The sequence below is a fragment of the Acidisoma sp. C75 genome, assembly GCF_054665095.1.
Window position 1 is genome coordinate 450,342 of the sequence record NZ_BAAFHD010000001.1, and the last position, 25,378, is coordinate 475,719.

Here is a 25,378-nt window from a genome sequence, read left to right on the forward strand (position 1 = left end):
TGATGAGGCAAGGATGAAGCATATCGGTTATCTCGCCTGCCTCCCGGTGATCGGCATGCTGCTCGGCCCGATCCTGCATAACAGCGCGCGGCCCTTCATCCTCGGCATGCCCTTCATCCTCGGCTGGATCGTGGTCTGGGTGGTGCTCATCTCGGTCTGCATGGCGGTGATCTATCGCCTCGACCCGGCGCGAGGCCGGCCATGAACATCGCCCTCCTCATCATCGCGCTCGGCGCGCTGCTCGCCCTCGGCCTCGGCCTCGCCGCCCGCTTCGGGCATGACATGCGGCTGGAAGGCTGGACGGTGGGCAATCGCGGCTTCGGCGCCGTGCTCGTCTTCATCCTGCTGGCAGGCGAGATCTACACCACCTTCACCTTCCTCGGCGCCGCCGGCTGGGCCTACGGCTTCGGCGCGCCGGCCTATTACATCCTGGCCTATGGCTCGATCGCCTATGCCATGTCCTATTTCATGCTCCCGCCGGTCTGGCGCTTCGCCCGGGCGCATCGGCTGGTCTCCCAGCCCGATTTCTTCGCCGCCAAATATGCGAGCCCGGCGCTTGGCGTGCTGGTCGCGCTCGTCGGCATCGTGGCGCTCATCCCCTATCTGGTGCTGCAGTTCACCGGCCTGGCGGTGATCGTGCAGGCGGCGAGCTTCGGGGCGGTGCCGAAGAGCGTCTCCGTGCTGATCGGCGCCGCCGTCGTCTCGATCTACGTCATCGCCTCGGGCATCCGCGGCTCGGCCTGGACCTCCTTCGTCAAGGACGGCCTGATCATCCTCGTCGCCATCTTCCTCGGCCTCTACCTGCCCTATCACTACCAGGGCGGGCTCGGCGCCATGTTCACCGCGATCGAGCATGCCAAGCCGGGTTTCCTCTCCTTCGCCGCGAGCGGCCAGAGCGTCGCCTGGTTCGTCTCCACCGTGCTCCTCACCGCGCTCGGCTTCTTCATGTGGCCGCACAGCTTCGGCGCCTGTTTCGCCGCGCGGGACGAGAACGTGTTTCGCAAGAACGCGATCGTCCTGCCGCTCTACCAGCTCGTGCTGCTCTTCATCTTCTTCGTCGGCTTCTCGGCCGCCCTGGTGGTTCCCGGGCTCCGCGGCGCGGCGACCAATATGGCGCTGCTCAAGATGGTGATCGCGAGCTTCCCGCCCTGGTTCGTCGGTATCGTCGGCGCGACCGGCGTGCTGACCGCGCTGGTGCCGGGCTCGCTCATTCTGGTCACGGCAGCGACGCTGCTCGCGCGCAATATCGCGGGTGCGCTGGTGCCGGCCGCCGCCGAGCCCGAGCGCGTGGCGCTGATCGCCAAGGTGCTGGTGCCGGTGGTGGCCCTCGTCGGCGCCTATTTCGCGATTTCCGGCAGCGCCACCATCGTCTCGCTGCTGCTCATGGGCTATGCCTTCGTGACGCAGCTTTTCCCGGCCATGATCCTCAGCCTCTCGCCGCGCAATCCGCTCACCCGCCAGGGGGCGATCGCCGGCATCCTGGCTGGCGTCGTCGCGGTGATCTATTTCACGATGACGGGGATGACGCTCGGCAAGCTCTGGCCCGAGGGGCCGGAGGTGCTGCGCGATCTCAATATCGGCGCGGTCTCGCTCATCCTCAACGTCGCCGCCGCGCTCTGCGTCAGCGCGGTGACGGCGCCGGGCGAACGGCGCCTTGCCCTCAGCCGCCGTAGCGGCTGAGGGTGGCGCGGAGCGGATCGGCCGCCGGATTGTTGGCCATCATCTGCACCACGATCTGCGGCGTGTTGAAGGCCTGGCCGTAATAGGAGAGATCCGAGGTCGAATCGCTCGACAGCAGCGAGCCTTCGAGCGAGACGCCCGCGAAGAGCCCGCGCGTGCGCGCGAAGGTTACGAAATCGGCGCGCAGCGCCGTCGTCGTGCCGCCGCCGATGCCGGCGCCCACGGTAGCGAAGGCGAGGGAGGCATCGCCGCCGAACTTGAAGTGGTTGCGCATGACCGCGTTGAGCGCGCGCTCGTTCATGATCATGATGACGAGTTCGGCGTCCTGGATGCCGATCTGGGCGCCGAGGCTGCCGCTGCCGATGGAATAGAAGGCCGGGTCGGACCAGGAGCCGCCGGCCGCGCGCGCCACCAGCACGCAGGAGCCGCCGGAACCGCCCAGGATGAAGCCGGCCTTGAACACCTGCGGGCAGATGACCACGGCGCGCGCGCTGCGCAGGCTGTCGATCACGCTGCTCGATTGCGTGCTGTTGATGATGTCTTGCAGCGCGAGCGTCGAGCGATCGACGATCTCCTGCTGCGCCTGCGGCCCGGAGCCCGTGGCGCAGGCGCTCATGAGCGGTGCCATCGCTGCCAGCAGGGCGCCGAAGGCCAGGTGTCTCACGCGCATCAAGCGGTCTCCTCTTCTCTTCTCTCGCAGCCTTTCGCGGTCTGCCGCCCCGCGCCGCCCAGAGGGCCGCCGGCTCGCAGACTACGTGCGATCGCCGCTCTAACCCATTGTTCGGCACGTATCTTCAGCGGTCGGATGCGCTGATCTGACCGGCATCCGCTCTAGAGGACAAGCGTGTCAAACTCGTGACCGTCAATAGGCCGGCACGCCCGCCATCGTCTCGTTCGCCGAGACCAGCCGCCAAGCATGGTCCCGCTTTTCGAGTCGGGTCAGTGAAATATTGCCGATCGAGATGCGAAGCGCGGCATCCCCGCCGATGCCGCCCATGGCATGGGCGATGGCGGCGCGAATGACGCCGCCATGGCAGACGATCACCAGATCCTCGCCCCCATGCGCCGTGGCCAGCCGCTCCATCTCGTCGGCCACGCGGCCGAGGACATCGACGAAGCTTTCGCCGCCCTCCGGCCGCTCATCCGCCGCCGTCGGCCAGAAATCATGCTTCGGCAAAGCGAGCCGCTCGGCCAGCGCGGTATTGGCCAAGCCTTGCAGGCCGCCGAAGGACTGCTCGATCATGCCGGGCAGCACGCCGGCCCGCTCGGCCGGGTAGCCGGCGGCGAAGATCGCCTCCGCCGTCAGCCGCGTGCGGGAAAGCGGGGTGACGAACCAGCGCGCCGGGCGCGGCAGGCGGCCCGCCAAGGCCTGGTAGGCTTCCGCCTGCTCCTGCATCGTCCGGGCGCAGAGCGCCACATCCTGGTCGCCATAGAGCGTGCGGCGCGCCTCCTCCACCACCAGGGCGTGGCGGATCAGCCAGAAGCGGGTGAGGGGCATGCGGGTCTCCTGAACCTCGGGGCGCGGGTCATTCGCCGATACTGACAAGCGCGCCCCGCCGCCGCGCCGCCTGGAACTGGCTCGCGAAGAGCGCCGCCCCGGCCGCCAGCCAGAGCAGGTTGAGGCCGATCGCGGCCAGCATCTCGCCGCCCGCGACATCGCCATGCAGCAAGGCCGCGCGCATGCCTTCGAAGACATGGCTCGCCGGGATGGCGAGCGCCACCGGCTGCAGCCAGGCTGGCAGCACGGAGACCGGGTAATAGACCGCGGCGAGCGGGGTGAGGCCGAAGAGGAAGGACCAGGCGAGCGCCTCGGCGCCCGCCCCGTGGCGCAGGATCAGCGCGATGATGCCAAGGGCGAAGGCCCAGCCCATCAGCATGAGATTGGCGAAGAAGAGGATGAGCACCGGGCCGAGCGTGAAGAGATTGAAGGCATAGAGCGCCCAGGCGATGAGGATGGCCGGCAGCAGCCCCGCGATCACCCGGGCGATCGCGACCCCGATGAGCGCGAGCACCAGCTCCACCGGGCGCAGCGGGCTGATGAAGACGTGGCCGAGATTGCGCGACCAGATCTCCTCCAGAAAGCTGATGGCGACCCCCATCTGGCTCCGGATGGTGACTTCCCAGAGGAGCACGCCGGCGAGCAGCGTGGAGCCGGCGAGGACCAGCCCGTGCCCGGCAAGGCCGCTACCCATGCCGCCCGTCATGCCGCCGAAGCCGCCGCTCGTGATGAAGCGCGCCGTGAAGCCCCAGATGCACATTTGCAGGATCGGCCAATAGGCGAGTTCGAGCAGCCGCGGCCAAGACCGGCGATAGAGGCAGAGGTGGCGGAACATGAGCCCCCAGATCCGGCGGAGCGCGGCGAGCATCAGGGGGTCTCCGTCATGCCGCCCGGGCGGCGGTTGCGGGCGATGTCGAGAAAGACGTCTTCCAGCGATGCCCGCCCATAGCGCGCAAGCAGCGCTGCGGGGCTGCCCTCGTCCACGATGCGTCCGCGCTGCAGCATCAGCACATGATCGCAGAGCCGCTCGACCTCGGCCATGTTGTGGGAGGCGAGCAGCATGGAACAGCCGCTCTGCCGCCGATAGGCTTCGAGCCAGGAGCGCACCAGATCACCCGTATCGGGGTCGAGGCTCGCCGTCGGCTCGTCCAGCAGCAGCACATCCGGCCGGTTGATCAGGGCTTTGGCGAGGGCGACCCGGGTTTTCTGCCCCGCCGAAAGCTCCCCCGCCCGGCGGTCGAGAAAACCGCCGAGATCGAGTTCCGCCGAAAGCTCGCCGATTCGCCGCGCCGTGTTCCTGACGTTATAGAGATGGCCATAGACGGTGAGGTTTTCCCGCACCGTGACGCGCCCGGGGAGCGCGATATAGGGCGATGAAAAATTCATCCGGGCGAGGGCGCGGAACCGGTCCTTTGCCATGTCATGCCCAAGGATCTCGATCCGCCCGCTGGTCGGCAGAAGGATGCCGAGGAGCATGGCGATCGTCGTGGTCTTGCCGGCGCCATTGCCGCCGAGCAGCCCGACCGTCTGGCCCGGCGCCACGGCAAAGCTGATATTGTCCACCGCCAGGGTAGTGGCGTAACGCTTGCTAAGCGCTTCGACGCTGACAGACTGCATGCGGCTTCCTCTGCCCTGGGCGCGCCGCCCTGTCGAGCCCCGGAGCGGGCGAGGCGGGTGCCGCCCTGCCGGCGGGCCGCACGACCGAGCCCATCGTTTCGCACGCCTGACCGAGAGAGCCTGCTTGATCCATCCATGAAGCTGACCTTCAAGCCGGCGCCCGGCCTCCTTCCCCCGGATCTGCGGATCTATGCGATCGGCGATGTGCATGGCTGCGACCAGGCACATGCGACGATTCTCGCACGCATCGCCGAGGACCATGCGGCGCGGCCGGTGGCCGAGGCGGTGGTGATCCATCTCGGCGATCTGATTGACCGGGGGCCGAGCAGCGCGGGGGTGCTGGCGCGCATCGCCCGCGGCTCCCCGATCGCCGGGGAGATGATCAATCTGCGCGGCAATCACGAGGATTTGTTCCTCACCGCGTTCGATGAAGGGAAGGATACCGCGGCGCTCTGGAAGCGGAACGGCGGCGATGCCTGCCTGGAAAACTGGGGCGTGCCGAAAAAGACGCCGCCGCGCGAATGGGAACTCTATATCCCGCCCGAACAGCTCGCCGTGCTCCGCCACCAGCGCGTCTGCTACCGCCGGGGCGGCTATTTCTTCGCCCATGCCGGCATCCGCCCCGGCGTGCCGCTGATGGAGCAGGATCCGCATGATCTCGTCTGGATCCGCGAGCCCTTCCTCTCATCCTCGAAGATGCACGAAGCCGTGGTGGTGCATGGCCATACGCCGAAGGTGAAGCCCGCGCTCCGCAAGAACCGCATCGGCATCGATACCGGCGCGGTCTATGGCGGCAAGCTCACCGCGCTGGTGCTGGAGGAGGACCGGATGGCGCTGATCCAGGTGGCGGGGCTGAAGCGCGCGCGCAAATAGGCGGCGCGCGCGGCGCCGGTCGGGCCCGGCTGCGAGGCCTGGGCTACCAGGCTTCCATACGGTCATAGGCTGAGAGCGTCAGCACGTCATGATTGCCGGCCCAGGCGCGCTCGCCATAACCGATCACCCGCACGCCGGGGATGCGCCCGGCCATGGCGAGCACGGCGGAGGCGGTGCAGAGCGAGACGCCGTAATCTTCCGGCCCGCCATAGCTCGCATAGCCCCAGCCGGTCGCGGCGCAGCCGGCCTCGATCGCCGCCCATTCCGGCTCGCCGATCAGCGCCCCGTAACGGCGATGCACCTGCCGGCTCCAGGCGCCATGCACCGTCGCGATCAGCACCCCATGCGGGGCGAGGCAGCCGCAGAGATGCCGCGTCCAGGCTTCGGCGCGGGCTTGATCGACATGGGTAAAGAGCGAGCCGATCCAGATCACGTCATAGCCGCCGCCGAGATCGACGGCCGCGAGATCGGGCTGCGAATGGACCGAGCGGCCGCGGAACTGCTGCGCGCAGAAATCCGCGCCATCGGTGTCGATATCGGCGAAGGTGATCTCGGCGCTCGGGAAGCAGGCGCGCAGATGCCGCGCCACCCGCCCATGGCCGCTCGGCAGATCGAGGATGCGGTTGACCTTGCTGATGAAGCTCGCGCCAAGCGCGCGGAGGACGCAGCGGATGGCATCCTCCCCGACCACGAAATACCAGTCCGGCCCGGTACTGTACATATGGTCCTTGGGGGAGATCGTCTTGTCCAGCAAGGCGGCGCGATAGCCTGCCTCCAGCACGGCGACGCTCGTGAAATCCATCCGTCTCTGCTCCTGTTCTCTGCCCGTGCCGCCGAGAGCCTCAGCCGAGGCGCGCGAGCCGTTCCGTCAGCAGATCGTAAAATCCCTCGGCATTGACCGCGCGAATGAAGAAGGCATTCGCCTTGCGATCGGTGACGCGCCAGTAATCCGCGACCGACATGCCGAGGGTGAGGGGGCTTGCCGTCTCGATCTCGACATTGATCGCCCGCCCGTGGAAGAGATCGGGCCGCAGCAGAAAGGCCGTCACGCAGGGATCGTGCAGCGGGGCGCCGTCCGAGCCGTATTTCTCGAGATCGAAGCGCTCGGAGAAGCCGAGCATGGCCGCCGCCGCCTGGGCGGCACGGCCGGGCAGCCTGCGGATGCGGTCCAGCCGGTCAGGCGTCGTCAAGACCTGATGCGTCGCGTCCAGCGGCAACATGGTGATCGGCACGCCGCTCGCGAAGACGACGGCCGCGGCTTCCGGATCGACGTAGAAGTTGAATTCCGCCGTCGGCGTGATGTTGCCGACCTCGAAATAAGCGCCGCCCATCAGCACGATCTCGCGGATGCGGGTCGCGATGTCCGGCGCCTTGACGAGCGCCATGCCGATATTGGTCAGCGGGCCGAGCGCGCAGAGGGTGAAGCTGCCGCTCGGCGCGCTGCGCAGCCGCTCGATGAGGAAGTCAACGCCGTGCTGCACCTGCAGCGGCATCTCCGGGGCGGGCAGTTGCGGGCCGTTGAGGCCGGTCTCGCCATGCACGTGCTCGGCCGTCACCAGCGGGCGGGCGCACATCGGCCGGGCGCAGCCGGCATAGACCGGGATATCCGGGCGGCCGGCGAGTTCGCAGATCTTGCGGGCATTGGTCGCGGTCAGCGACAGCGGCACGTTGCCGGCGACCGTCACGATCGCCTCGACCGCGATCTCCTCCGGGGAGGCGAGGGCGAGGAGAATCGCGATCGCATCATCCTGGCCAGGATCGGTGTCGAAAATCACGCGGCGGGTCATGCGTCTCTCACTCTCTCGTCTGCCTTTGGGCGCGCGCTCGCAGGCCGGTCACAGCCAGGGGCGGAACGGCACTTTGATCTTCCCGGCGATGATTGCAACCTTCACCGCCGGTATCTCGGTCCAGGCCTGGCGGGCGCGGGCGGCGAAGGGTTCGGGCCCGGATTGGAGGAAGAGGAAGGAGGGCACGAAGTCGATGATGCCGTCCGACAGGTCGCTCGTATAGTGGCCGGGGAGAAATTGGCCGATGAGCGCGGCCGAGACCTGGGTCGCGAGCGATTGGCCGTAATAGATCAGCACGGCGCTCGTCATGCTGCGCGGGCCGAGGCGGAACTGGCTGACGAAGTCACCGCTGACCAGCCGGCCCGACGCCTGGTTGGCCGCTGCGATGACGCCGCGATCGGTCTCGGCGCTATCCGTCTGGATGAAGTCGATGCCGCCCGCATAGAAGCCCTGGGCGATCTGTTGGCCGCGCTTGGGGTTCTCGAAAGAGCCGACGAAGGCGCTCTGCACCGTCGCCCGGCGGGAGGTGAAGGCGGCGCCCGCCTTGAAGGCGTTGAGATCGGCGATGAGGCCCGGCGCCCGCACGCCGCCGATATAGCCGAGCTTCTGGTTCTGGCTCACCCGGGCGGCGAAGAAGCCGGCGAGGAACATGCCGTAATAGGTATCGTAGCCGATCGTTCGCAGGTTCGGCAGTTCGGGCCTGAGGGGCGGCCCATAGAGCAGGATGAACTTGGTTTTGGGATAGCGGCGCGCGACCAGCCGCACCGCCGGCAGGATGGCGGGAAAGGTCGCGACGATGACGGCCGCACCCGCGGCCGCGGCGGCGGTGAGATCCTCGACATAGGCGCGCGGCTCGTCGGCATAGATGATGCTGACGGGCACCTGCATCTCGCGGCTCAATTGGTTGAGATGCGCGATCATATCGTCGATCGGGCCGTCGTCCCCGGCGGCCTGGGTATGCACGAGCGCGACGAAGGGGCGCTCGCCGCCGTCGCCTGCTGCGAGGGCCGCGGCGTGGTCGTGCGGCGAGGCCGCGGCGCCCGCGCGCGGCAGCCCTCCGGCGGCGAGCAGGCCTGGGACGACGGCGCGGCGCAGCAGGGCCCGGCGGGAAAACGACCGGCATAGCGGGTGCGGGAGGCGGGGGATCAGCATCGGCTCGAACCAGTCTCCCCCATCCTTTGCGGCCGGCCTCGGCCTGCCGTGCATACGCCGTTCGCGGCCTCGTGATCAACCGCTCTGCCGCGCCGCGCGGCCGGCGGCTCCCGCCCTCGGTTCACCGCGCGCGGTCGCTCCTGCCAGCCGGTGCGGGCCGGCCGCTAGGCGAGCAGCCCTTCCTTGGCGAGGCTCAGCCAGCGGCCATTGCCGATGATGACATGGTCATGCAGCGAGACCGCCAGCGGCTGGGCCGCCGCGCGCACCGCCTTCGTCATCTCGATATCGGCGCGGGACGGGGTCGGGTCACCGCTCGGGTGGTTATGCACCAGGATGAGGGCGGTTGCGCTCAGTTCCAGCGCGCGGCGGACAACCTCGCGCGGATAGACCGGGGCAAGGTTGACGGTGCCGCGCGCCTGGCTTTCATCGGCGATCAGCCGGTTGCGGCTATCGAGATACAGCACGCGGAAATGCTCGATCTTTTCACGCGCGAGGGCCGCGGTGAGATAGTCGATCAACCTCTGCCAGCTGGAGAGCACCGGCTGGTTCATCACCTCCGCGCGGATCAGCCGGAGGGAGGCGGCCTGGACGGTCTTGAGGGCGGCGATGCCGGCCTCGCCCAGGCCCTCCACCCCGCGCAGCTCCTGCGGGCTGGCGGCGATCGTCGCGGCGAAGCTGCGGAAGCGGCCGAGCAGGGCGCGGGCGATCGGCTTGGTATCCCGCCGCGGCAAAGCGAGGAAGAGGACCATCTCCAGCAGTTCATGGTCGGCCAGCGCCTCCGCCCCGGCATTGAGCAGCCGCTCGCGCATGCGCGCGCGATGCCCCTCGGCGCCGGGAACGGCAGGCTGGGCGGGGCTTTGCCCCCGAGGGCGCGCCGATCCCGATCCCGATCCCGGCCCCGGGCCCGGAGCCTCGCTCGGTGGCACGACCCCGCCCGGCGGCGGTGTTGCAGGCAGCAGCGCCTGCTCGGCCTCGAACAGCAGGCGCATCGCCTCGGCTAGGGCAGGGGGCTTGCTCATCGCCGGCCACTCTGCCACGGCCTGCAGGCTTGGCCAATATGTTTCGAAAGCGGTTCGTTTTCAGTCGCGCAAAAGCCGGGCGGCCCGCGGCGCGAAATAGGTCAAAATACCGTGACAGCCGGCGCGCTTGAAGGCCATCAGGCTTTCCATCATTGCGCGCTCCTCGTCGATCCAGCCGTTTTGGGCGGCTGCCATGATCATCGCGTATTCGCCCGACACCTGATAGGCGAAGGTCGGCACCCCGAACCGCTCGCGCACGCGGCGGATGATGTCCAGATACGGCATGCCGGGCTTGACCATGATCATGTCCGCCCCCTCCGCGATATCCAGCGCGACCTCGCGCAAAGCTTCGTCGGAATTCGCCGGGTCCATCTGATAGGTCTTCTTGTCACCCTTCAGCGTGCCGAGATTGCCGAGCGCATCCCGGAAGGGCCCGTAGAAGGCGCTCGCATATTTGGCGGCGTAGCTCATGATGCGGGTATGGATGAGGCCCGCCTCGTCGAGCGCGGCACGGATCGCGGCGACGCGCCCATCCATCATGTCGGAGGGCGCGATGATGTCGATCCCTGCCTCCGCCTGCACCACCGCCTGGCGGGCGAGGAGCGCGAGGCTCTCGTCATTCGCGACATAGCCGTCGCGGAGCACGCCGTCATGCCCGTGGCTGGTATAGGGGTCGAGCGCCACATCGCCGATGAGGCCGAGATCGGGGAATTCGCGCTTGAGGAGGCGGGCGGCCGAGCAGACGAGGTTTCCAGGATTGGTCGCCTCCGTCCCTTCCGCATCCTTCTTTGCCGGGTCGGTTGCCGGGAAGAAGGCGATGGCCGGGATGCCGAGCTTCACCGCGGGCTCGACATGGCGGGCGAGGCCATCGAGCGTCGCACGCGAGACGCCGGGCATGGAGGCGACGGGGCTCGCCTCGCCGCTGCCTTCCCGCAGAAAGACCGGCCAGATGAGGTCATCCACGGAAAGCCGATGCTCGGCCACCAGCCGGCGCGTCCAGGCATCGTGGCGGTTGCGGCGGAGACGTGTTTGGGGGAAGCGCGTGTCGGGCATGAGCAAGAACCTCCGGCGGTCACAGCCTCTTTCTAATGGCGCCATTGTGATCATGACAGGCAACCCAGCTCTGGGTGAGGCGGCGGTTCACGCTCGGGATGCGGCCGTGTTACAAGGCCGGCCCGGCTGTGATTGCCCGCCCTTCCGAAAGCCGGATCTGTCCCAACCAGGAACAGCGAGCCCATGAACGAGCAGATGCCTGCCGCGAGCCTTTCCCGCTTCTTCTCGGCCTCCGTGGAGGAGACCGACCCTGCCCTCTTCGGCGCCATCCGCAAGGAGCTCGGCCGCCAGCAGGACGGGATCGAGCTGATCGCGAGCGAGAATATCGTCTCCCGCGCGGTGCTTGAAGCGCAGGGCTCGGTGCTCACCAATAAATATGCCGAAGGCTATCCCGGGCGCCGCTACTATGGCGGCTGCTACGCGGTCGATATCGCCGAGGAACTGGCGATTTCCCGCGCCCGCGAACTGTTCGGCTGCGAATTCGCCAATGTCCAGCCGCATTCCGGCGCCCAGGCGAATGGCGGCGTCATGCTCGCCCTGCTGCAGCCGGGCGATACCTTCATGGGCATGAGCCTCGCCGCCGGCGGCCATCTTAGCCATGGCGCGGCGCCCAATATGTCCGGCAAGTGGTTCAACGCTGTGCAATACGGCGTGCGGCGGGAGGATGGGCTGCTCGATTACGAGGAGCTGGAGGAGAAGGCGCGGGCGCATAAGCCGAAGCTTATCATCGCCGGCGGCTCCGCCTATCCGCGGGTGATCGACTTCGCCCGCTTCCGCCGGATCGCAGACGAGGTGGGCGCCATCTTCATGGTCGATATGGCGCATTTCGCGGGGCTGGTCGCGGCCGGCGTGCATCCAAGCCCCTTCCCGCATGCCCATATCGCGACGACGACGACGCATAAGACGCTGCGCGGCCCCCGCGGCGGCATGATCCTCACGAACGACGGCGATCTCGCCAAGAAGATCAACTCGGCGATGTTCCCTGGCCTGCAGGGCGGCCCGCTTATGCACGTCATCGCCGCCAAGGCGGTCGCCTTCGGGGAGGCGCTGCGGCCGGAGTTCAAGACCTATGCCCGGGCTGTCGCCGAGAACGCCCGCGTGCTGGCCGCGACTCTGGTGGAGCGTGGCTTCGACATCGTGACGGGTGGGACGGATACGCATCTTCTGCTGGTCGATCTGCGGCCGAAGCGGGTCACGGGCAAGGTTGCGGAAGCGAGCCTCGAACGCGCGCATATGACGGCGAACAAGAACGCCATCCCCTTCGACCCGGAGAAGCCGGCGATCACCTCCGGCATCCGCCTCGGCACGCCGGCCGGCACCACGCGCGGCTTCGGCACGGCGGAGTTCCGCCAGATCGGCGAGATGATCGACGAGGTGCTGACCGGCCTTTCCGGCAGCAACGAGGACGGCGGCAATGCGCTGGTCGAGCAGGAGGTGGGCCGGCGCGTGCAGGCGCTCTGCGCCCGCTTCCCGATCTACCAGAGCTGAGCCGCCCCGCGCATGCGCTGCCCCTTCTGTGGCCATGACGATGCGCAGGTGAAGGATAGCCGCCCCTCGGATGACGGGACGGCGATCCGCAGGCGGCGCTTCTGCGGCGCCTGCAGCCAGCGTTTCACGACCATCGAACGGGTACAGCTGCGGGAATTGACCGTCATCAAATCCGATCAGCGGCGGGTGCCCTTCGATCGGGACAAGCTCTCCCGCTCCATCCGCATCGCGCTTCGCAAGCGGCCGGTGCAGGAGGAGCGGATCGAGCGCATCGTCAACAGCATCGTCCGCAAGCTCGAATCGAGCGGCGATAGCGATATCCCGAGCAAGCAGATCGGTGAGCTGGTGATGGAGACCTTGAAGGAGGTGGACGACGTGGCCTACGTCCGCTTCGCCAGCGTCTATCGCGATTTTCGCGAGGCGCGGGATTTCGAGCAATTCCTCGGCCAGCTTTCCGAGCGGCCCGAGGCCGAGCCTCTGGTAGTGGCCGCCGCGGCGGCCGATACCGAGGGCAGGAGCTAGCCCCGCCCGCGGGCGGAGGAGGATCGCGATGTTCACAGGGATCATTTCCGGGATCGGCACGGTGGCCGAGGTGCAGCCGATCGGCGACGGCCACGACATGCGGCTGCGCATCGTCGTCCCTGCCGGGAAGGCGGAGTGGGCGGGGCTGCCGGGCGTCGTGCTCGGCGCCTCCATCTGCTGCTCGGGCTGCTGCCTGACCGTGATCGAGAAGGATGCGGCCTCCTTCCTGGTCGAGGTTTCGGCCGAGACCCTCTCCAAGACGACGCTCGGGCTCTGGCGGCCCGGCACGCGCCTCAACCTCGAACGCGCGCTGAAGATGGGCGATGAGCTTGGCGGCCATATCGTCTCCGGCCATGTCGATGGGCTCGGCACGGTGCTCTCCAAGACGGCGGAGAACGGCTCGACGCGCTGGACCTTCGAAGCCCCGGCCGAGCTTGCCTATCTCATCGCGCCCAAGGGCAGCATCGCGGTCAATGGCGTGTCGCTGACCGTCAACGAGGTCGCGGGCCGGGTCTTCGGCGTCAATATCATCCCCCATACGGCGGAAGAGACCACCTTCGGCAGCCTCGCCGTGGGGGATAAGGTTAACCTGGAAATCGACATGCTGGCGCGCTATGTCGCCCGGCTTGCGGAGCGTGACCGGTGACGATGATCAAGAGCCAATCCATGGCGGATTACATTTCGCCCACTGCCGAGATCATCGAGGAGGCGCGGGCGGGGCGCATGTTCATCCTGGTCGATGACGAGGACCGCGAGAACGAGGGCGACCTCGTGATCCCAGCCCAGTTCGCGACCGCGGATGCCATCAACTTCATGGCTCGCCATGCGCGCGGGCTGATCTGCCTCGCGATGACGACGGCGCGCGTGCAGCAGCTCGGCGTCTCGCTGATGAGCGCGCATAACCGCTCCCGCCATGCCTCGGCCTTCACCGTCTCGATCGAGGCGCGGCACGGCATCAGCACCGGCATTTCGGCGGCCGACCGGGCGCGCACGGTCGCGGTCGCCATCAATTCGGAGAACCCGCGGGACGAGATCGCGACCCCCGGCCATATCTTTCCGCTCGCCGCGCGGGATGGCGGCTCCCTGGTCCGCGCCGGGCATACCGAAGCCGCGGTCGATATCGCGCGCCTCGCCGGCCTCAACCCCTCGGGCGTCATCTGCGAGGTGATGAACGAGGACGGCACCATGGCGCGGCTGCCGGAACTCGTGGCCTTCGCCCAGCGCCATAACCTCAAGCTCGGCACCATCGCCGATCTCATCCAGTATCGGAGGCGGACGGAGAAGCTGGTCGCCCGCACTGCCGAGAGCCGGCTCGACGATCTCGAAGGCGGGGCCTGGGCGGTGAAGATCTTCGAGGACCGGCTGACCCAGACCGAGCATGTCGCGCTCGTCAAGGGCGACCTGACCAGCCCGGGGCCGGTGCTGGTGCGCGTCCATAGCGTCGATCCGGTGACGGATCTGCTGGGCGCCGGCCGCCAGGCGCTCGCCGCCTCCAGCCGCACCATCGCCGCCGAGGGGCGCGGGGTGATCGTGCTGCTGCGCGATACCCAGCCCGGCAGCATCGCCGGCAAGCTCGGCGCGCGGGAGGCCGCGGGCTCTGCCGAGCACGAGCTGCGCCATTACGGCATTGGGGCGCAGATCCTCATCGATCTCGGGGTGCGGGACATGATCCTCCTGACCAACCATCCCCGCAGCCTGGTGGCGCTGGAAGGCTTCGGCCTCAATATCGTCGATCAGCGCCCGTTTCAGGACCAGCAGGCCGCGGCGGGCGGCGCGCCCGGCGCGGAGACCGGCCTATGAGCACCGCGGACGCCGAACTCGGCGATATTCCTGTCCTGGAAGGCGAGCCGCCGTCCGTGCTGATCATCACCGCGCCCTATTACCGTGCGGTGGTCGAGGGGATGGAGGCGGGCGCGCGCGCCGTGCTGGATGCGATCGGTGCCGAGCATGAGACGGTAACGGTCGCCGGGGCGTACGAATTGCCCCAGGCGCTCTGCATCGCCGCCGCGACCGAGACGCCCTTCGATGGCTTTATCGTCATCGGCTGCGTGGTGAAGGGGGAGACGGATCATTACGACTTCATCTGCCGCGCGGCGATGGACGGTATCATGAGGGTGGCGCTCGATCACCGGCTCTGCCTCGGCACCGCGCTTCTTACCGTCGATACGTTGGAGCAGGCGGTCGCCCGCTCCGGCGCGGAGCATAACAAGGGCGCGGAGGCGGCGATCGCCATGCTCAAGCAAGTCGCCCTGCAACGCCATCTGAGGCGCATCTGATGACGAACGAGCAGAGCCCGGCAAGCCCGGCCAAATCCCCCGCGAGGCCGCAGGGCCGGCCGCGCACCGGCGCGCGTGTCGCCGCCGTCCAGGCGCTGTTCCAGAGCGAGCAGGCGGAGGAGGGGGCGGAGACGATCATCGAGCAGTTCACCCGCCACCGGCTAGGGCCGGGCGATGGCGCCGAGGCGGAAGGCTTCGACGAGGGCCGGGTGCCGGAGGTGAATGCGCCGCTCTTCGCGAGCATCGTCCGCCAGGCGGTGCGCGAGCAGGAGCGCCTCGATCCGCTGATCGCGGAAAGCCTGCCGGCGGATTGGCCCTTCGAGCGGCTGGACCCGGTGCTGCGCGCCCTGTTGCGCGCGGCGGTGGCCGAGCTTTCCATGCCGGATGGCGCGCCCGGGCGCGTCATCATCAACGAATATCTCGATGTCGCGCACGGGTTTTTCAGCGGGGATGAGCCGCGCCTCGTCAACGGGCTTTTGGATGTGCTCGGGCGGCGCGTGAAGCCCGGGGATTTCTCGGGCGGGGCGGCAGCCCTGGCGGGCTGAGCGGCGATGCCGAGCGCGCCGCCCGGCACGCCTGCCGGCACTGCGGGTGGGGCCAGCTTGCCGTCCGAATTCGATCTCATCGGCCGCCACTTCCGGCCGCTGGCGGGCGCGGACGCCCTTGCCCTCGAGGATGATGCGGCGGTGATGATGCCGCCGCCGGGCCGGGCGCTGGTGATGGCGGCCGATACCATGGTGGAAGGCGTCCACTACCTGCCGGATGATCCGCCGGATGGGGTGGGGCGGAAGCTCCTGCGCGTCAATCTCTCCGATCTCGCGGCCATGGGGGCCGATCCGCTCGGCTATCTGCTCACCGTCTCGGCGCCGTCCGCCACGCCCGATGCCTGGTTCGCCCGCTTCGCCGCCGGCCTCGCCGCCGATCAGGCGGAGTTCGGCCTCTCGCTGCTCGGCGGCGATACCACCAGCACGCCGGGCCCGGTGACGCTTTCGCTCACCATCATCGGCCATGTCGCCCCCGGCCAGGCGGTGCGGCGGCGCGGCGCCCGGGCGGGGGATGAGGTCTGGGTCACGGGCACGATCGGCGATGGCGCGCTCGGCCTCGCCGTCTCGCTCGGCAAGCTCGCCGATCCGAGCGGCTATCTGCGGGCGCGCTATTGCGTGCCGAGCCCGCGTCTCGGCCTGCCGCTCGCAGGCAGGGTTTCGGCGGCGATCGACGTGTCGGACGGGCTTTTGCAGGATCTCGGCCATCTCTGCCGGCTGGCTGGCTGCGGGGCCGAGGTATGGGCGGAAGCGGTGCCGGCCTCGCCCGCGGCGCGTGCCGCCGGCCCCGCCTGGCTGCCCGAGCGGCTCGGCGGCGGCGATGATTACGAGCTGCTCCTGGCGGTGCCGCCCGGCCAGGGCCGCGGGCTTGCCGCGCTCAGCGCCGCGCGGGGCGTGGCGCTGACGCAGATCGGCCGCTTCGTGCCAGGGCAGGAGGGGGTGCGGGTGCTCGATGGAGAAGGCCGGCCGCTGCCGATCGGCCGGCACGGCTGGAGCCATTTCTAGGGCCCTGTCGGGCTCGTACCGAACCCGTTCGCCCCATTCGTCATGCCCATGCCCGGCATGAAGCCGGGCTTAGCCGCCGGGCGCGCCGCCGCCGAGCGACTGGCTGTTAGTGGCGCCCCCGGTGAAGCGCCCGATATTGCCGAACAGCTGCTGCAGGACGGAGGCCGAAGAGCCCGGGGATTTGGTGGCGCCTGGCGCCATCGCCACCGGCTTCGCATCGCCCTTGTTATAGACTTTGATCCGCTGCAGCACGCCGCCCTGGTTGAAATCGAGCACGACGACGCGCTGCTGCAGCACCGCCGGCAGGCGGCCCACCTGCGGGCGGGTGATCTGGCTGATATAGACCCAGGCATTGTCGTCGAAGGTTTCGCGCGCGGTGGGCGAGCCGAGCAGGGCGGCGGCATCGGCTTCCGTCGTCGTGCCCGGCACCAGCTGCTTCAGCGCGTAGCTATCGACCGGATCGCCCCGCGTCGTGGATTGGGCCTGGAAGAAGCTGCACGCGCCGAGCGGAAGGCTGAGCGCGAGACAGGCGACCGCCGCCTTGTGGCGGAACCCGCGCGGAGCCTTCGGCGATGATGGTTCGGACAAGCAGCGCATTCCCTTCGTCTCGCTTTCGCCCCCAAAAGCCTCGGTCGCCGGAAGCCGGGGCCGCCCGGCATTCGCGGCCGGGCCCCGATGGGCGCAGCCTCTCGCAAGCCCGGCGCAAGCGCGGTGGGTCTCATGCTCATCGCCCGCTGTCAACTCGCCGGCACAAGACCTATGGTGTTTTCCCCAAGCGGCAGCCTGCCCACCCTCTGCGCGGGTGCCGCCAGGTTTCGAGGAAGGCCGCGATGACGCCCGAATTCTCCCGCACCCTGCTCGCCGCCCAGATCGGCGCCAACGAGATCAGCCGCAGCATCGAGGCGAGCGCGGAGGAATGTGCCGCGATCGCCGCGCGGCTCGGCCTGCCGGCGCTGCACAGCTTCGCCGCCACCTTCCGGCTCACCCGCCAGCGCGGCGATGCCTTTCTTGCCGAGGGGCGCATCCGTGCCGTCGCCGTACGCAGCTGCGTCGTCTCGCTCGAGGAGTTCGACGAGCCGACCGATCTCCCCTTCACGATTCGCTTCGTGCCGCAAGCCGAGGGTGAGGCAGATATGCTCGATGCGCCAATCGACTATGACGAGGGGCCGGATACCGTGGAGTATGCCCAGGGCGCGCTTGATCTGGGGGAGGCGGCGGTCGAGGAATATGCGCTCTCCCTTGCGCCCTATCCGCGCAAGCCCGGCGTCGAATTCAACGATTCGGTGGAAGATGCCGGCAATCCTTTCGCCGCCCTGCAAGCCCGGCGGCAGGCGCGCTGAGCGGCCGAGCGCCGCGGCGCTCCCGAAAGGGGGCGGCGCCGCGCGGCGCCTGCATGACGAGCGCCGCCCCTGCCCGGGCACGGCCCTGCGCCCGCTGCGCTTGCCGTTCGGAAACCGCTCTGGTATTGCCCGCCGCCACGCCAACAATTCAGTGGCCGGGGCATGCTGCCCGCAGGCCCTCTAACGCAGCACGAAAGGGGTTCCGGCCATGGCCGTTCCCAAGAAGAAGACTTCGCCGTCCCGCCGTGGGATGCGCCGCGCCCATCATGCGCTGAGCGCGCCGAGCTTCGCCGAATGCGGCAATTGCGGCGAGCTGAAGCGCCCGCACCATGTGTGCAGCCATTGCGGCCATTATGACGGCCGTGAGGTCGTGGGCGCTGGCAAGGCGCTTAAGGTCGCCGTCCGCGCCTGATCGGCTCCGGCCCGTTTCATGTCCGGTGCCGCAGAGCAGAGCCTTGCCGCTGAACGCGAGACCTTCGATCTAGCGATCGACGCCATGGGCGGGGATGATGCCCCGGACATGGTGGTCAAGGGCCTCGCGCTCGCGGCTGAGCGGCACCCTGCGGGGCGCTTCCTGCTGGTGGGTGACGAGGCGCGCCTCGCGCCCCTGCTCGATGCGCATCCCAAGGCCCGCGCCGCCTGCAAGATCCTCCATGCCGCCGATGCGATCACTGGCGATATGAAGCCGACGGTCGCGCTCCGCCTGCAGAAATCCTCGATGCGCCTCGCGATCGACGCGGTGGCGCGGGGCGAGGCGAGCGGTGTCGTCTCGGCCGGCAATTCCGGGGCGCTGCTTGCACTCGCCAAGATCGTCATCAAGACCCTGCCGGGGATCGACCGGCCGGCGATGGCGGCTGTCGTGCCATCCGCGCGCAGCGACGTGGTGATGCTCGATCTCGGCGCCAATGTCTCCTGCGATGCGCGCAACCTCGTCGAATTCGCGGTGATGGGGGAGATGTTCGCCCGCACCGTGCTCGGCATCCCGGAGCCGACGATCGGGCTGCTCAATGTCGGCTCCGAGGAACTCAAGGGGGACGAGCGGCTCCGCCGTGCGGCCGACATGCTGCGCGCGAGCCATATCGCGGAGCGGTTCGCGGGCTTCGTCGAGGGGCATGACATCGCCGCCGGCACCGTGGACGTGATCGCGACTGATGGCTTTACCGGCAATGTCGCGCTGAAGACCGGCGAAGGCGCGCTGAGGCTCATGGGCGGGTTGCTGCGCCAGGTCTTTACCAGCAGCCTGCTCAGCAAGATCGCCTATCTGCTCGCCCGCCCGGGGCTCGATCGCCTGCGCGAATGGCTCGATCCGCGGCGCTATAACGGCGCCGTGCTCGTCGGGCTCAACGGCGTCGTCGTCAAATCCCATGGCGGCTCTGATGCGCTGGGCTTCGCCCATGCCGTGGATGTCGCGATGAACATGGTGGAGCAGGGCTTCCTCGCCGGCATCGCGGACGGTCTCGCGAAGCTGGAAAAGGCCAAGCAGTTGGCCGAGGAGCCGGAGGAGAGCGCCGACCAGGGCCTGGCCGCGCCGCTCGCGGAAGCGGGATAGGGCAGCATGTCTGGCAAGTTTCGCGCGGTTCTCGAAGGGGCGGGGGGGTATCTGCCCGGCCGCGTCGTCAGCAATGACGAGATGGCCGCGAGCATCGACACCTCCGATGCCTGGATCCGGGAGCGCACCGGCATCCATCAGCGCCACCGCGCGGGCCCGGAGGAGACGACGACGGTGATGGCCGCCGCCGCCGCCCGCCAGGCGCTCGCCATGGCCGGGGCGAGCGCGCGGGATGTGGATCTCATCATCGTCGGCACCAGCACGCCCGATCAGGCCTTCCCCTCGGTCGCCGTTCGGGTGCAGGCGCTGCTCGGCATCGAAGGCGGCTTCGGCTTCGATGTCTCGGCGGCCTGCGCCGGTTTCGTCTATGCCCTGTCGATCGCCGATGAGATGATCCGCGCCGGGCGCGCACGCGGCGCGCTCGTCATCGGCTCGGAGGTGTTTTCCCGCATCCTCGATTACCAGGACCGCGGCACCTGCGTGCTCTTCGGCGATGGCGCGGGTGCGGTTTTCCTCCGCGCCGAGCCGCAGGCGCCCGCGGATCGGGATGCGGATGGAAGTGTCGGGTCGGCGGCAGGGCCTGGGGCCACGCGCGGCCTGCTCTCCACCCATCTGCACGCCCAAGGCTCGCTCGGCGATATCCTCTTCGTCGATGGCGCGGTCGGCGTCACCGATAGCGCCGGGCTGCCCCTGCCGGGCAAGCTCCGGATGAACGGGCGGGAGGTGTTTCGCCATGCCGTCCAACGCCTCGCCGAAAGCGTGGACGAAGCGCTCGCCGCCAATGGGCTGAGCCGCGAAGCGGTGGATTGGCTGGTGCCGCACCAGGCCAATATCCGGATCATCGAAGGCATGGGCCGCAAGCTGGGATTGGCGCCTGAGCGGGTGGTGATCACCGTCGATCGCCATGCCAATACCTCGGCCGCCTCCATCCCCCTCGCGCTCGCTGAGGCGATGGCGGCCGGCCGCATCCGGCGGGGGGATCTGGTGCTGATGGAAGCGCTGGGCGGCGGGCTGGTCTGGGGATCGGCGCTGCTGCGCGTCTGACCACCCCCTGAGGCGGCCTCGCCTGGCCGCACAAACCTCGGGGCCAAAGCCTTGAAGGTGAAGGATTTGTTGACAGGATGGCTGACGATGCTACCGTCTGGCCATGAGCACAGTGACGCGCGCGCAACTGGCGGAGACGATCTACGCACAGGTAGGCCTGTCGCGGAACGAATCCGCTGATCTTCTGGAAGCGGTTCTGGAGCGCATTTCCGCCGCGCTGGAAGCGGGCGAATCCGTCAAGATCAGTGGCTTCGGCACTTTTTCGGTGCGCCAGAAGGGCCGCCGCATCGGGCGCAATCCGAAAACCGGGGTCGAGGTGCCGATTATGCCGCGCCGCGTGCTGGTCTTCCGCCCGAGCCAGGTGCTGAAGGGTGCGGTTAATGGCGAATTGGTGGATGAAGAGGGTGAAGAGGCATGACCGCCGTTCCCCTCGCGCAGCCGGCGCCTGGCGCGGAGGAGGAAGAGTCCGTCCGCGCCCGCCTCAAGAAAGCGCCCACCGCCTTCCGCACGATCAGCGAAGTGGCGGATGATCTTCACATCCCGCAGCATGTTCTGCGCTTCTGGGAAACAAAATTCACCCAGGTGCGGCCGCTCAAGCGCGGCGGTGGGCGCCGTTACTATCGGCCCGATGACGTGGCGCTGCTGCGCCGCATCGCCCATCTCCTCTACACCCAGGGCTATACCATCAAGGGCGTGCAGCGCCTGTTGCGCGAGGGCGGCGGCAGGCTGGCCGACGATATTCCGCCCCCCCGGCAGGATGATCAGGATGGAGAGGGCGAGCAGGAGGCAGCGGAACTGCTGGCAGCGCACGCGCCACCCGCGCCGATGCCGGACCTGCCGGAGCAGCGCCTGCCGCTCCGCTTCATTCCCCGCCCCGGCGCCGTGGCCGCCGCTGCCGCGGGCCTTGCCGCGCCTGCCTCGGAGACCGCGGCGGAACAGGAACTCGCGCGGATCAAGCGGGTGATGCGTGATCTGCTCGACGAGTTGGAAGCCCTGCGCCACAGCATCTCCTAAAAAGCCGCAGCTTCGCCTGGAGTCTGTCGGAAGCGGCTTCCTGCCATTCGGGTTTTGCCGCCCGCTCGCCCGCCGCCAGTTCGGCTGCCGGCGGATGTCTCATCTGCGGATCGGTTGGCAGTTTTCGAAAATGCAACGAGATCGGCTCGTTCCCGCGCGGGCGTGAGGGCCTTCTGTTCGGGTGACTCCCTCTCGCGCGGGGCTGCCAGAAAGCCCTGCGCCGGATTGTTTTTTCATCAAATCGACCTCGACGCCGGCGAGGGCGCGGGCTATGCGACCGGAAAAATCATAGGTTCCGTCATGTCCGGCTACGAGGCGTCCCCTTCGCCGCTCGGCGGCATCGCAGCGAAAGCGGGGCGCCGCTTCCTGCCGGCGGCTCTCTTCGCCCTGCTGCTGCTCGCCGGCCTCGGCTATGCTGCTGTCAGCCTGCTCCGCGACATCAGCACCACCGGGCAATCGCCGCTGGCGATCGGCGCCTTCCTGCTGCTCGGCATCGCGCTGCTCATCGCGCTGGGCTTCGAGTTCGTGAACGGCTTTCATGATACCGCCAATGCGGTGGCGACGGTGATCTACACCAACAGCCTGCCGCCGATGACGGCGGTGATCTGGTCCGGCCTGTGGAACTTCCTCGGCGTCATGGCCTCTTCCGGGGCCGTCGCCTACAGCATCCTCGCGCTGCTGCCGAACGATCTCGTCCTCAATGTCGGCAGTTCGGCGGGCTTCGCGATGATCTTCGCGCTGCTGCTGTCGGCGATCGGCTGGAACCTCGCCACCTGGTGGTTCGGCATCCCGAATTCCTCCTCGCATGCGCTGATCGGCTCGGTGATCGGCGTGGGGCTGGCCAATCAGCTCATGGCGCCGGCCGGGCACCCGACCGCGGGGGTGCAATGGGGGGCAGCGATCGGCGTGCTCAAAGGGCTGCTGTTCAGCCCGCTGGCCGGCTTCGCGGCCGCCGCCCTCCTGCTCCTGCTCATGAAGCGCGTGATCCGCAGCAAGGCGCTCTACACCGCGCCGGAGGGCCGCCGCCCGCCGCCGCTCTGGATCCGCGCGATCCTCATCCTCACCTGCACCGGCGTCTCCTTCGCGCATGGCGGGAATGATGGCCAGAAGGGCATGGGGCTCATCATGCTGATCCTGATCGGCGTGGTGCCCACCGCCTATGCCCTCAACCGCACGGTGCCCGATAGTGAGGCGCCGGTCTTCATCGCCGTGAGCCAGCGGGCGAGCGCGGTTTTTGCCGCGGCCGCCGGGGCCGGCGCCTCGGCGATGGGCGGCGCGGCGGCGCGCTCCACCCTCGCCGAGGCGATCAACCGTAAGGCGCTGCAGAGCCCGCAAAGCTTCGCGGCATTGCTGAGCCTGAGCGGCGCGATCACCCGCGAAGTCGAAGTCAACGGCGCCCTCTCGCGCGTGCCGGCCGCCAAATCGGCCAATATCCGCAACGATATGTATCTCGTGGATGCCGCCGTCTCCGGGCTTGTCAAGGCACCGGCCGGCCTTGCGCCCGGGGATGTGAGGACGCTCAAGGCCTATCAGAAGCAGTTGCAGAGCGGCACGCGCTTCATCCCGACCTGGGTGAAGGTCTCGGTCGCGCTCGCGCTCGGCCTCGGCACCATGGTGGGGTGGCAGCGCATCGTCAGAACGGTGGGCGAGAAGATCGGCAAGACGCATCTGACCTATGCCCAGGGTGCCGCCTCGGAGGTTGTGGCGGCCGGCGCGATCATGATGGCCGAGCACTGGGGCCTGCCGGTCTCGACCACGCATATCCTGTCGAGCGGCGTGGCGGGCACCATGGTCGCCAACGGGTCGGGCTTGCAGCGCAGCACGGTGATCAAGCTCGCCTCCGCCTGGGTTTTGACCCTGCCGGTGGCGATCAGCCTCTCGGCTGGCCTCTTCTACCTCTTCCGCACCCTGTTCTGATCCTGCCGCGCGGCCGAAGAGGCGGCTGAAGGGGGCAGGACGCGGCACCTCCTCCCGCCGTTCTGCGCGGTCCGCGTAAATTGCATGGGTGGGGGCGGATCCTCCGTGGCCGCTCGGCCGTAAAAGCCGCATGCAGCCGAGTTCACCCCCTTCGCCAGCAGCGGCCGCCGCGATGCCGGAGCCGAGCCGCGCGGCGGGCCTTGCCCAGCTTGCGGTCTTTCTGCCGCGGGCCGGGCGCGCCTATGCCGAATGGCGGAATTTCGATCCCGGGCCGGGCGGCGCCCCTGCCGTTTCCGCGCTGTCGCCCTATCTCAGCCACCGGCTGCTGACCGAGCCAGAGGTGATCGCTGCTGTGCTGACCCGCCATCGCGCGGCGGAAGCGGAGAAATTCATCCAGGAAGTCTGCTGGCGGAGCTATTGGAAGGGCTGGCTGGAGCTGCGCCCGGGGCTCTGGCCCGCCTATCGCGCCCGGCTTGCCGCGGCGCAGCGGGATGCGGAAGTAACCGGGCGGCTCCGCCCGGCGCTCGAAGCCCGCACCGGTATCGCGTGTTTCGACGCCTGGATGCGTGCCCTCTGCGAAACCGGCTGGCTGCACAACCATGCGCGGATGTGGTTCGCCAGCATCTGGTGCTTCACGCTCGGCCTGCCCTGGGTGCTGGGGGCCGATCTTTTTCTCCGCCACCTGCTGGATGGCGATGCCGCCTCCAACACACTCTCCTGGCGCTGGGTGGTCGGCAGCCAGACGCCGGGCAAGCACTACCTCGCCCGGGCCGAGAATATCGCCCGCTATACCGGCGGCCGCTTCGATCCACGCGGCCTGCTGCACGAGACGCATCCACCGATCCTGGAGCCGAACCCGCCGCCTGGCCTGCTGCCCGAGGCGGCCGGCCACGGCGCGGAGCCTTGGGCGGGGCGCGCCTTTGGCCTGCTGCTGCACGAGCATGACCTCGCGATCGAAAGCCTCGATCTCGGCGGCCGCACCCCGCGCGCTATCGCGGGCTTCGCGGTGCCCGAGGCGCGCTCTCCTTTCGGGGTCGATGAACGGGTGCGGTGCTGGACCCGCGCGGCGGTGGCCGACGGGCTGGCGCGTGCCGCCGCGCGGCATGGCCGCCCGGCCGAGCTGCTTGCGCCCGCCGCCATCGCGGCCTGGGCCGCCAAGGCGAGGCTGTCCGCCCTCGTCACGCCCTGGGCGCCGGTCGGCTGGGTGGCCGACCAGCTCGTGCCGATCGAGCAGGCGCTCGCGGCCCAGGGCATCCCGCTCATCCGCCTCCGCCGCGCCTGGGACAGCACGACCTGGCCCGCCGCGCAGCGCGGCTTCTTCCAGTTTCGCGATCGTATTCCAGACCTCATCGGGGAGTTCTGCCAGAGCCATGGGTAACGCCACTGCCACGCTCGCCGCCGATCGCGCTGCCCGCGCCGAGGCCTTCGCGCGGCTCGCCCCCCGTCTGCCGGGGCTGGTCGGGGATCTGCGGTCCGACCATGCCGGGGAGACCGGTGCGGTGATGATCTATCGCGGTATCCTGGCGATGAGCCGGGATCCTGCGCTGCGCCGCTTCGCCGCGGCCCATCTGACGACGGAGGCCCGCCATCTGGCCGAACTCGGCGCGCTCCTGCCGCGGCGGGCGTACAGCCGCCTGCTGCCGCTGTGGCGGATCGCCGGCTTCCTCACCGGGGCGCTGCCCGCCCTCGCTGGCCGCCGCGCCGTCTATGCGACGATCGATGCCGTCGAAACCTTCGTCGATCACCATTACGAGGCGCAGATCCGCCGGCTGGCGCCGGAGGCTGAGGCGCGGCCGCTGCTCGATCTGCTGCGGGAATGCCAGGCTGACGAGGTCGAGCATCGAGACGAGGCGCGTGCCGCCGGCCTCGCGCCTCCGGGCTCGGGGCCTTTCGGCAGCGGGCCGGCCGGCCCGGCGCTCGCGCGGCTGATGCTCGGCGCCTGGGCCCGCGCCGTCGGGCGCGGCAGCGCGCTCGCGGTTGCCGCGGCGCGGAGGGTTTGAGC

General features: G+C 69.0%; 29 protein-coding genes. 19 read left to right on the forward strand and 10 right to left on the reverse strand.

Annotated elements, in window-relative coordinates; all coding sequences use genetic code 11:
• Positions 1-13: 13 nt before the first annotated feature.
• Positions 14-205 carry a DUF3311 domain-containing protein gene (locus ACYQ7X_RS02010; RefSeq protein WP_459695144.1) on the forward strand — a complete coding sequence of 64 codons (192 nt, stop codon included), beginning with the start codon at positions 14-16 and terminating at the stop codon, positions 203-205.
• Entirely contained in the window at positions 202-1,680 is a 1,479-nt protein-coding gene (locus ACYQ7X_RS02015) for a sodium:solute symporter family protein (protein WP_459695145.1), read from the forward strand. Before ACYQ7X_RS02010 ends, ACYQ7X_RS02015 begins: the two co-directional genes overlap by 4 nt.
• Here the strand turns inward: ACYQ7X_RS02015 and ACYQ7X_RS02020 are convergent.
• From ACYQ7X_RS02020 to ACYQ7X_RS02035, 4 genes are all read right to left on the reverse strand, one after another.
• Entirely contained in the window at positions 1,661-2,350 is a 690-nt protein-coding gene (locus tag ACYQ7X_RS02020) for a lipid-binding SYLF domain-containing protein (protein WP_459695146.1), read from the reverse strand. The genes ACYQ7X_RS02015 and ACYQ7X_RS02020 overlap by 20 nt on opposite strands.
• Positions 2,351-2,542: 192 nt before the next feature.
• Positions 2,543-3,178, reverse strand: coding sequence for a histidine phosphatase family protein (locus ACYQ7X_RS02025; RefSeq protein WP_459695147.1), 636 nt, complete (start codon positions 3,176-3,178; stop codon positions 2,543-2,545).
• A gap of 28 nt (positions 3,179-3,206) precedes the next feature.
• The gene (locus ACYQ7X_RS02030; protein ID WP_459695148.1) at positions 3,207-4,046 is read right to left on the reverse strand and encodes an ABC transporter permease; all 840 of its coding nucleotides are present in this window, start codon (positions 4,044-4,046) and stop codon (positions 3,207-3,209) included.
• Positions 4,046-4,795 (reverse strand): ABC transporter ATP-binding protein, encoded by a 750-nt coding sequence (locus ACYQ7X_RS02035; protein WP_459695149.1) that lies wholly within the window; start codon positions 4,793-4,795, stop codon positions 4,046-4,048. Before ACYQ7X_RS02035 ends, ACYQ7X_RS02030 begins: the two co-directional genes overlap by 1 nt.
• 135 nt (positions 4,796-4,930) lie before the next feature.
• On the opposite strand from ACYQ7X_RS02035, the gene ACYQ7X_RS02040 reads away from it, so the two are divergent.
• A complete protein-coding gene (locus ACYQ7X_RS02040; protein WP_459695150.1) occupies positions 4,931-5,668 on the forward strand; it encodes a metallophosphoesterase family protein in 738 nt (245 codons plus the stop codon).
• A 43-nt stretch (positions 5,669-5,711) separates the two neighbouring features.
• Here the strand turns inward: ACYQ7X_RS02040 and ACYQ7X_RS02045 are convergent, their stop codons facing one another.
• From ACYQ7X_RS02045 to hemB, 5 genes are all read right to left on the reverse strand, one after another.
• Positions 5,712-6,470 (reverse strand): class I SAM-dependent methyltransferase, encoded by a 759-nt coding sequence (locus ACYQ7X_RS02045; protein WP_459695151.1) that lies wholly within the window; start codon positions 6,468-6,470, stop codon positions 5,712-5,714.
• Between the two features lie 40 nt (positions 6,471-6,510).
• Entirely contained in the window at positions 6,511-7,455 is a 945-nt protein-coding gene (locus ACYQ7X_RS02050; RefSeq protein ID WP_459695152.1) for a nucleoside hydrolase, read from the reverse strand.
• A gap of 48 nt (positions 7,456-7,503) precedes the next feature.
• The gene (locus ACYQ7X_RS02055) at positions 7,504-8,607 is read right to left on the reverse strand and encodes a BMP family ABC transporter substrate-binding protein (protein WP_459695153.1); all 1,104 of its coding nucleotides are present in this window, start codon (positions 8,605-8,607) and stop codon (positions 7,504-7,506) included.
• A gap of 164 nt (positions 8,608-8,771) precedes the next feature.
• Positions 8,772-9,626 (reverse strand): RadC family protein, encoded by an 855-nt coding sequence (radC, locus tag ACYQ7X_RS02060; RefSeq protein ID WP_459695154.1) that lies wholly within the window; start codon positions 9,624-9,626, stop codon positions 8,772-8,774.
• A gap of 60 nt (positions 9,627-9,686) precedes the next feature.
• Complete coding sequence (gene hemB, locus ACYQ7X_RS02065; protein ID WP_459695155.1) at positions 9,687-10,679, reverse strand: porphobilinogen synthase; 993 nt, start codon at positions 10,677-10,679, stop codon at positions 9,687-9,689.
• A gap of 183 nt (positions 10,680-10,862) precedes the next feature.
• Here hemB and glyA point away from each other — a divergent pair, with 183 nt between their 5' ends.
• From glyA to thiL, 7 genes are read left to right on the forward strand one after another with little or no spacing between them, the layout of a single operon-like run.
• On the forward strand, positions 10,863-12,167 hold the full coding sequence (gene glyA / locus ACYQ7X_RS02070; RefSeq protein ID WP_459695156.1) for a serine hydroxymethyltransferase: 1,305 nt from the start codon (positions 10,863-10,865) through the stop codon (positions 12,165-12,167).
• Positions 12,168-12,179: 12 nt separating this feature from the next.
• Positions 12,180-12,689, forward strand: a complete 510-nt coding sequence (gene nrdR, locus ACYQ7X_RS02075) for a transcriptional regulator NrdR (RefSeq protein ID WP_459695157.1) — start codon at positions 12,180-12,182, stop codon at positions 12,687-12,689.
• Between the two features lie 28 nt (positions 12,690-12,717).
• Entirely contained in the window at positions 12,718-13,335 is a 618-nt protein-coding gene (locus ACYQ7X_RS02080) for a riboflavin synthase (protein ID WP_459695158.1), read from the forward strand.
• A gap of 2 nt (positions 13,336-13,337) precedes the next feature.
• Positions 13,338-14,489, forward strand: coding sequence for a 3,4-dihydroxy-2-butanone-4-phosphate synthase (ribB, locus tag ACYQ7X_RS02085; RefSeq protein WP_459695210.1), 1,152 nt, complete (start codon positions 13,338-13,340; stop codon positions 14,487-14,489).
• Positions 14,486-14,965, forward strand: coding sequence for a 6,7-dimethyl-8-ribityllumazine synthase (gene ribH, locus ACYQ7X_RS02090; protein WP_459695159.1), 480 nt, complete (start codon positions 14,486-14,488; stop codon positions 14,963-14,965). Before ribB ends, ribH begins: the two co-directional genes overlap by 4 nt.
• Positions 14,965-15,510, forward strand: a complete 546-nt coding sequence (nusB, locus tag ACYQ7X_RS02095) for a transcription antitermination factor NusB (RefSeq protein WP_459695160.1) — start codon at positions 14,965-14,967, stop codon at positions 15,508-15,510. The genes ribH and nusB overlap by 1 nt, the downstream gene beginning before the upstream one ends.
• 6 nt (positions 15,511-15,516) lie before the next feature.
• Positions 15,517-16,512 carry a thiamine-phosphate kinase gene (gene thiL, locus ACYQ7X_RS02100; protein WP_459695161.1) on the forward strand — a complete coding sequence of 332 codons (996 nt, stop codon included), beginning with the start codon at positions 15,517-15,519 and terminating at the stop codon, positions 16,510-16,512.
• 69 nt (positions 16,513-16,581) lie between these two features.
• On the opposite strand, the gene ACYQ7X_RS02105 is transcribed toward thiL, so the two are convergent.
• Positions 16,582-17,100 (reverse strand): outer membrane protein assembly factor BamE, encoded by a 519-nt coding sequence (locus tag ACYQ7X_RS02105; protein WP_459695162.1) that lies wholly within the window; start codon positions 17,098-17,100, stop codon positions 16,582-16,584.
• A gap of 242 nt (positions 17,101-17,342) precedes the next feature.
• Between ACYQ7X_RS02105 and ACYQ7X_RS02110 the strand changes: the two genes are divergently transcribed.
• The 9 genes from ACYQ7X_RS02110 to ACYQ7X_RS02150 all read left to right on the forward strand — a co-directional run bounded on the left by ACYQ7X_RS02110 (position 17,343) and on the right by ACYQ7X_RS02150 (position 25,376).
• Positions 17,343-17,852 (forward strand): YceD family protein, encoded by a 510-nt coding sequence (locus tag ACYQ7X_RS02110; protein WP_459695163.1) that lies wholly within the window; start codon positions 17,343-17,345, stop codon positions 17,850-17,852.
• A 208-nt stretch (positions 17,853-18,060) separates the two neighbouring features.
• The gene (rpmF, locus tag ACYQ7X_RS02115; protein ID WP_459695164.1) at positions 18,061-18,264 is read left to right on the forward strand and encodes a 50S ribosomal protein L32; all 204 of its coding nucleotides are present in this window, start codon (positions 18,061-18,063) and stop codon (positions 18,262-18,264) included.
• Between the two features lie 18 nt (positions 18,265-18,282).
• A complete protein-coding gene (plsX, locus tag ACYQ7X_RS02120; protein ID WP_459695165.1) occupies positions 18,283-19,401 on the forward strand; it encodes a phosphate acyltransferase PlsX in 1,119 nt (372 codons plus the stop codon).
• A gap of 6 nt (positions 19,402-19,407) precedes the next feature.
• Positions 19,408-20,445 (forward strand): beta-ketoacyl-ACP synthase III, encoded by a 1,038-nt coding sequence (locus ACYQ7X_RS02125; RefSeq protein WP_459695166.1) that lies wholly within the window; start codon positions 19,408-19,410, stop codon positions 20,443-20,445.
• 103 nt (positions 20,446-20,548) lie between these two features.
• Positions 20,549-20,863, forward strand: coding sequence for an integration host factor subunit alpha (locus tag ACYQ7X_RS02130; protein ID WP_459695167.1), 315 nt, complete (start codon positions 20,549-20,551; stop codon positions 20,861-20,863).
• A complete protein-coding gene (locus tag ACYQ7X_RS02135) occupies positions 20,860-21,459 on the forward strand; it encodes a MerR family transcriptional regulator (RefSeq protein ID WP_459695168.1) in 600 nt (199 codons plus the stop codon). Before ACYQ7X_RS02130 ends, ACYQ7X_RS02135 begins: the two co-directional genes overlap by 4 nt.
• A 300-nt stretch (positions 21,460-21,759) precedes the next feature.
• A complete protein-coding gene (locus tag ACYQ7X_RS02140) occupies positions 21,760-23,376 on the forward strand; it encodes an inorganic phosphate transporter (RefSeq protein WP_459695169.1) in 1,617 nt (538 codons plus the stop codon).
• Between the two features lie 172 nt (positions 23,377-23,548).
• Positions 23,549-24,754 carry an FAD-binding domain-containing protein gene (locus tag ACYQ7X_RS02145; protein ID WP_459695170.1) on the forward strand — a complete coding sequence of 402 codons (1,206 nt, stop codon included), beginning with the start codon at positions 23,549-23,551 and terminating at the stop codon, positions 24,752-24,754.
• Positions 24,747-25,376 carry a demethoxyubiquinone hydroxylase family protein gene (locus ACYQ7X_RS02150; RefSeq protein WP_459695171.1) on the forward strand — a complete coding sequence of 210 codons (630 nt, stop codon included), beginning with the start codon at positions 24,747-24,749 and terminating at the stop codon, positions 25,374-25,376. The genes ACYQ7X_RS02145 and ACYQ7X_RS02150 overlap by 8 nt, the downstream gene beginning before the upstream one ends.
• Positions 25,377-25,378: the final 2 nt, after the last annotated feature.

What these genes read in the sequence shown, in the direction of transcription:
- ACYQ7X_RS02010 (WP_459695144.1), top strand. Translation starts at nt 14, where the DNA reads ATGAAGCATATCGGTTATCTCGCCTGCCTCCCGGTGATCGGCATGCTG.
- ACYQ7X_RS02015 (WP_459695145.1), top strand. Translation starts at nt 202, where the DNA reads ATGAACATCGCCCTCCTCATCATCGCGCTCGGCGCGCTGCTCGCCCTC.
- ACYQ7X_RS02020 (WP_459695146.1), bottom strand. Translation starts at nt 2,350, where the DNA reads ATGCGCGTGAGACACCTGGCCTTCGGCGCCCTGCTGGCAGCGATGGCA.
- ACYQ7X_RS02025 (WP_459695147.1), bottom strand. Translation starts at nt 3,178, where the DNA reads ATGCCCCTCACCCGCTTCTGGCTGATCCGCCACGCCCTGGTGGTGGAG.
- ACYQ7X_RS02030 (WP_459695148.1), bottom strand. Translation starts at nt 4,046, where the DNA reads ATGCTCGCCGCGCTCCGCCGGATCTGGGGGCTCATGTTCCGCCACCTC.
- ACYQ7X_RS02035 (WP_459695149.1), bottom strand. Translation starts at nt 4,795, where the DNA reads ATGCAGTCTGTCAGCGTCGAAGCGCTTAGCAAGCGTTACGCCACTACC.
- ACYQ7X_RS02040 (WP_459695150.1), top strand. Translation starts at nt 4,931, where the DNA reads ATGAAGCTGACCTTCAAGCCGGCGCCCGGCCTCCTTCCCCCGGATCTG.
- ACYQ7X_RS02045 (WP_459695151.1), bottom strand. Translation starts at nt 6,470, where the DNA reads ATGGATTTCACGAGCGTCGCCGTGCTGGAGGCAGGCTATCGCGCCGCC.
- ACYQ7X_RS02050 (WP_459695152.1), bottom strand. Translation starts at nt 7,455, where the DNA reads ATGACCCGCCGCGTGATTTTCGACACCGATCCTGGCCAGGATGATGCG.
- ACYQ7X_RS02055 (WP_459695153.1), bottom strand. Translation starts at nt 8,607, where the DNA reads ATGCTGATCCCCCGCCTCCCGCACCCGCTATGCCGGTCGTTTTCCCGC.
- radC (WP_459695154.1), bottom strand. Translation starts at nt 9,626, where the DNA reads ATGAGCAAGCCCCCTGCCCTAGCCGAGGCGATGCGCCTGCTGTTCGAG.
- hemB (WP_459695155.1), bottom strand. Translation starts at nt 10,679, where the DNA reads ATGCCCGACACGCGCTTCCCCCAAACACGTCTCCGCCGCAACCGCCAC.
- glyA (WP_459695156.1), top strand. Translation starts at nt 10,863, where the DNA reads ATGAACGAGCAGATGCCTGCCGCGAGCCTTTCCCGCTTCTTCTCGGCC.
- nrdR (WP_459695157.1), top strand. Translation starts at nt 12,180, where the DNA reads ATGCGCTGCCCCTTCTGTGGCCATGACGATGCGCAGGTGAAGGATAGC.
- ACYQ7X_RS02080 (WP_459695158.1), top strand. Translation starts at nt 12,718, where the DNA reads ATGTTCACAGGGATCATTTCCGGGATCGGCACGGTGGCCGAGGTGCAG.
- ribB (WP_459695210.1), top strand. Translation starts at nt 13,338, where the DNA reads ATGATCAAGAGCCAATCCATGGCGGATTACATTTCGCCCACTGCCGAG.
- ribH (WP_459695159.1), top strand. Translation starts at nt 14,486, where the DNA reads ATGAGCACCGCGGACGCCGAACTCGGCGATATTCCTGTCCTGGAAGGC.
- nusB (WP_459695160.1), top strand. Translation starts at nt 14,965, where the DNA reads ATGACGAACGAGCAGAGCCCGGCAAGCCCGGCCAAATCCCCCGCGAGG.
- thiL (WP_459695161.1), top strand. Translation starts at nt 15,517, where the DNA reads ATGCCGAGCGCGCCGCCCGGCACGCCTGCCGGCACTGCGGGTGGGGCC.
- ACYQ7X_RS02110 (WP_459695163.1), top strand. Translation starts at nt 17,343, where the DNA reads ATGACGCCCGAATTCTCCCGCACCCTGCTCGCCGCCCAGATCGGCGCC.
- rpmF (WP_459695164.1), top strand. Translation starts at nt 18,061, where the DNA reads ATGGCCGTTCCCAAGAAGAAGACTTCGCCGTCCCGCCGTGGGATGCGC.
- plsX (WP_459695165.1), top strand. Translation starts at nt 18,283, where the DNA reads ATGTCCGGTGCCGCAGAGCAGAGCCTTGCCGCTGAACGCGAGACCTTC.
- ACYQ7X_RS02125 (WP_459695166.1), top strand. Translation starts at nt 19,408, where the DNA reads ATGTCTGGCAAGTTTCGCGCGGTTCTCGAAGGGGCGGGGGGGTATCTG.
- ACYQ7X_RS02130 (WP_459695167.1), top strand. Translation starts at nt 20,549, where the DNA reads ATGAGCACAGTGACGCGCGCGCAACTGGCGGAGACGATCTACGCACAG.
- ACYQ7X_RS02135 (WP_459695168.1), top strand. Translation starts at nt 20,860, where the DNA reads ATGACCGCCGTTCCCCTCGCGCAGCCGGCGCCTGGCGCGGAGGAGGAA.
- ACYQ7X_RS02140 (WP_459695169.1), top strand. Translation starts at nt 21,760, where the DNA reads ATGTCCGGCTACGAGGCGTCCCCTTCGCCGCTCGGCGGCATCGCAGCG.
- ACYQ7X_RS02145 (WP_459695170.1), top strand. Translation starts at nt 23,549, where the DNA reads ATGCCGGAGCCGAGCCGCGCGGCGGGCCTTGCCCAGCTTGCGGTCTTT.
- ACYQ7X_RS02150 (WP_459695171.1), top strand. Translation starts at nt 24,747, where the DNA reads ATGGGTAACGCCACTGCCACGCTCGCCGCCGATCGCGCTGCCCGCGCC.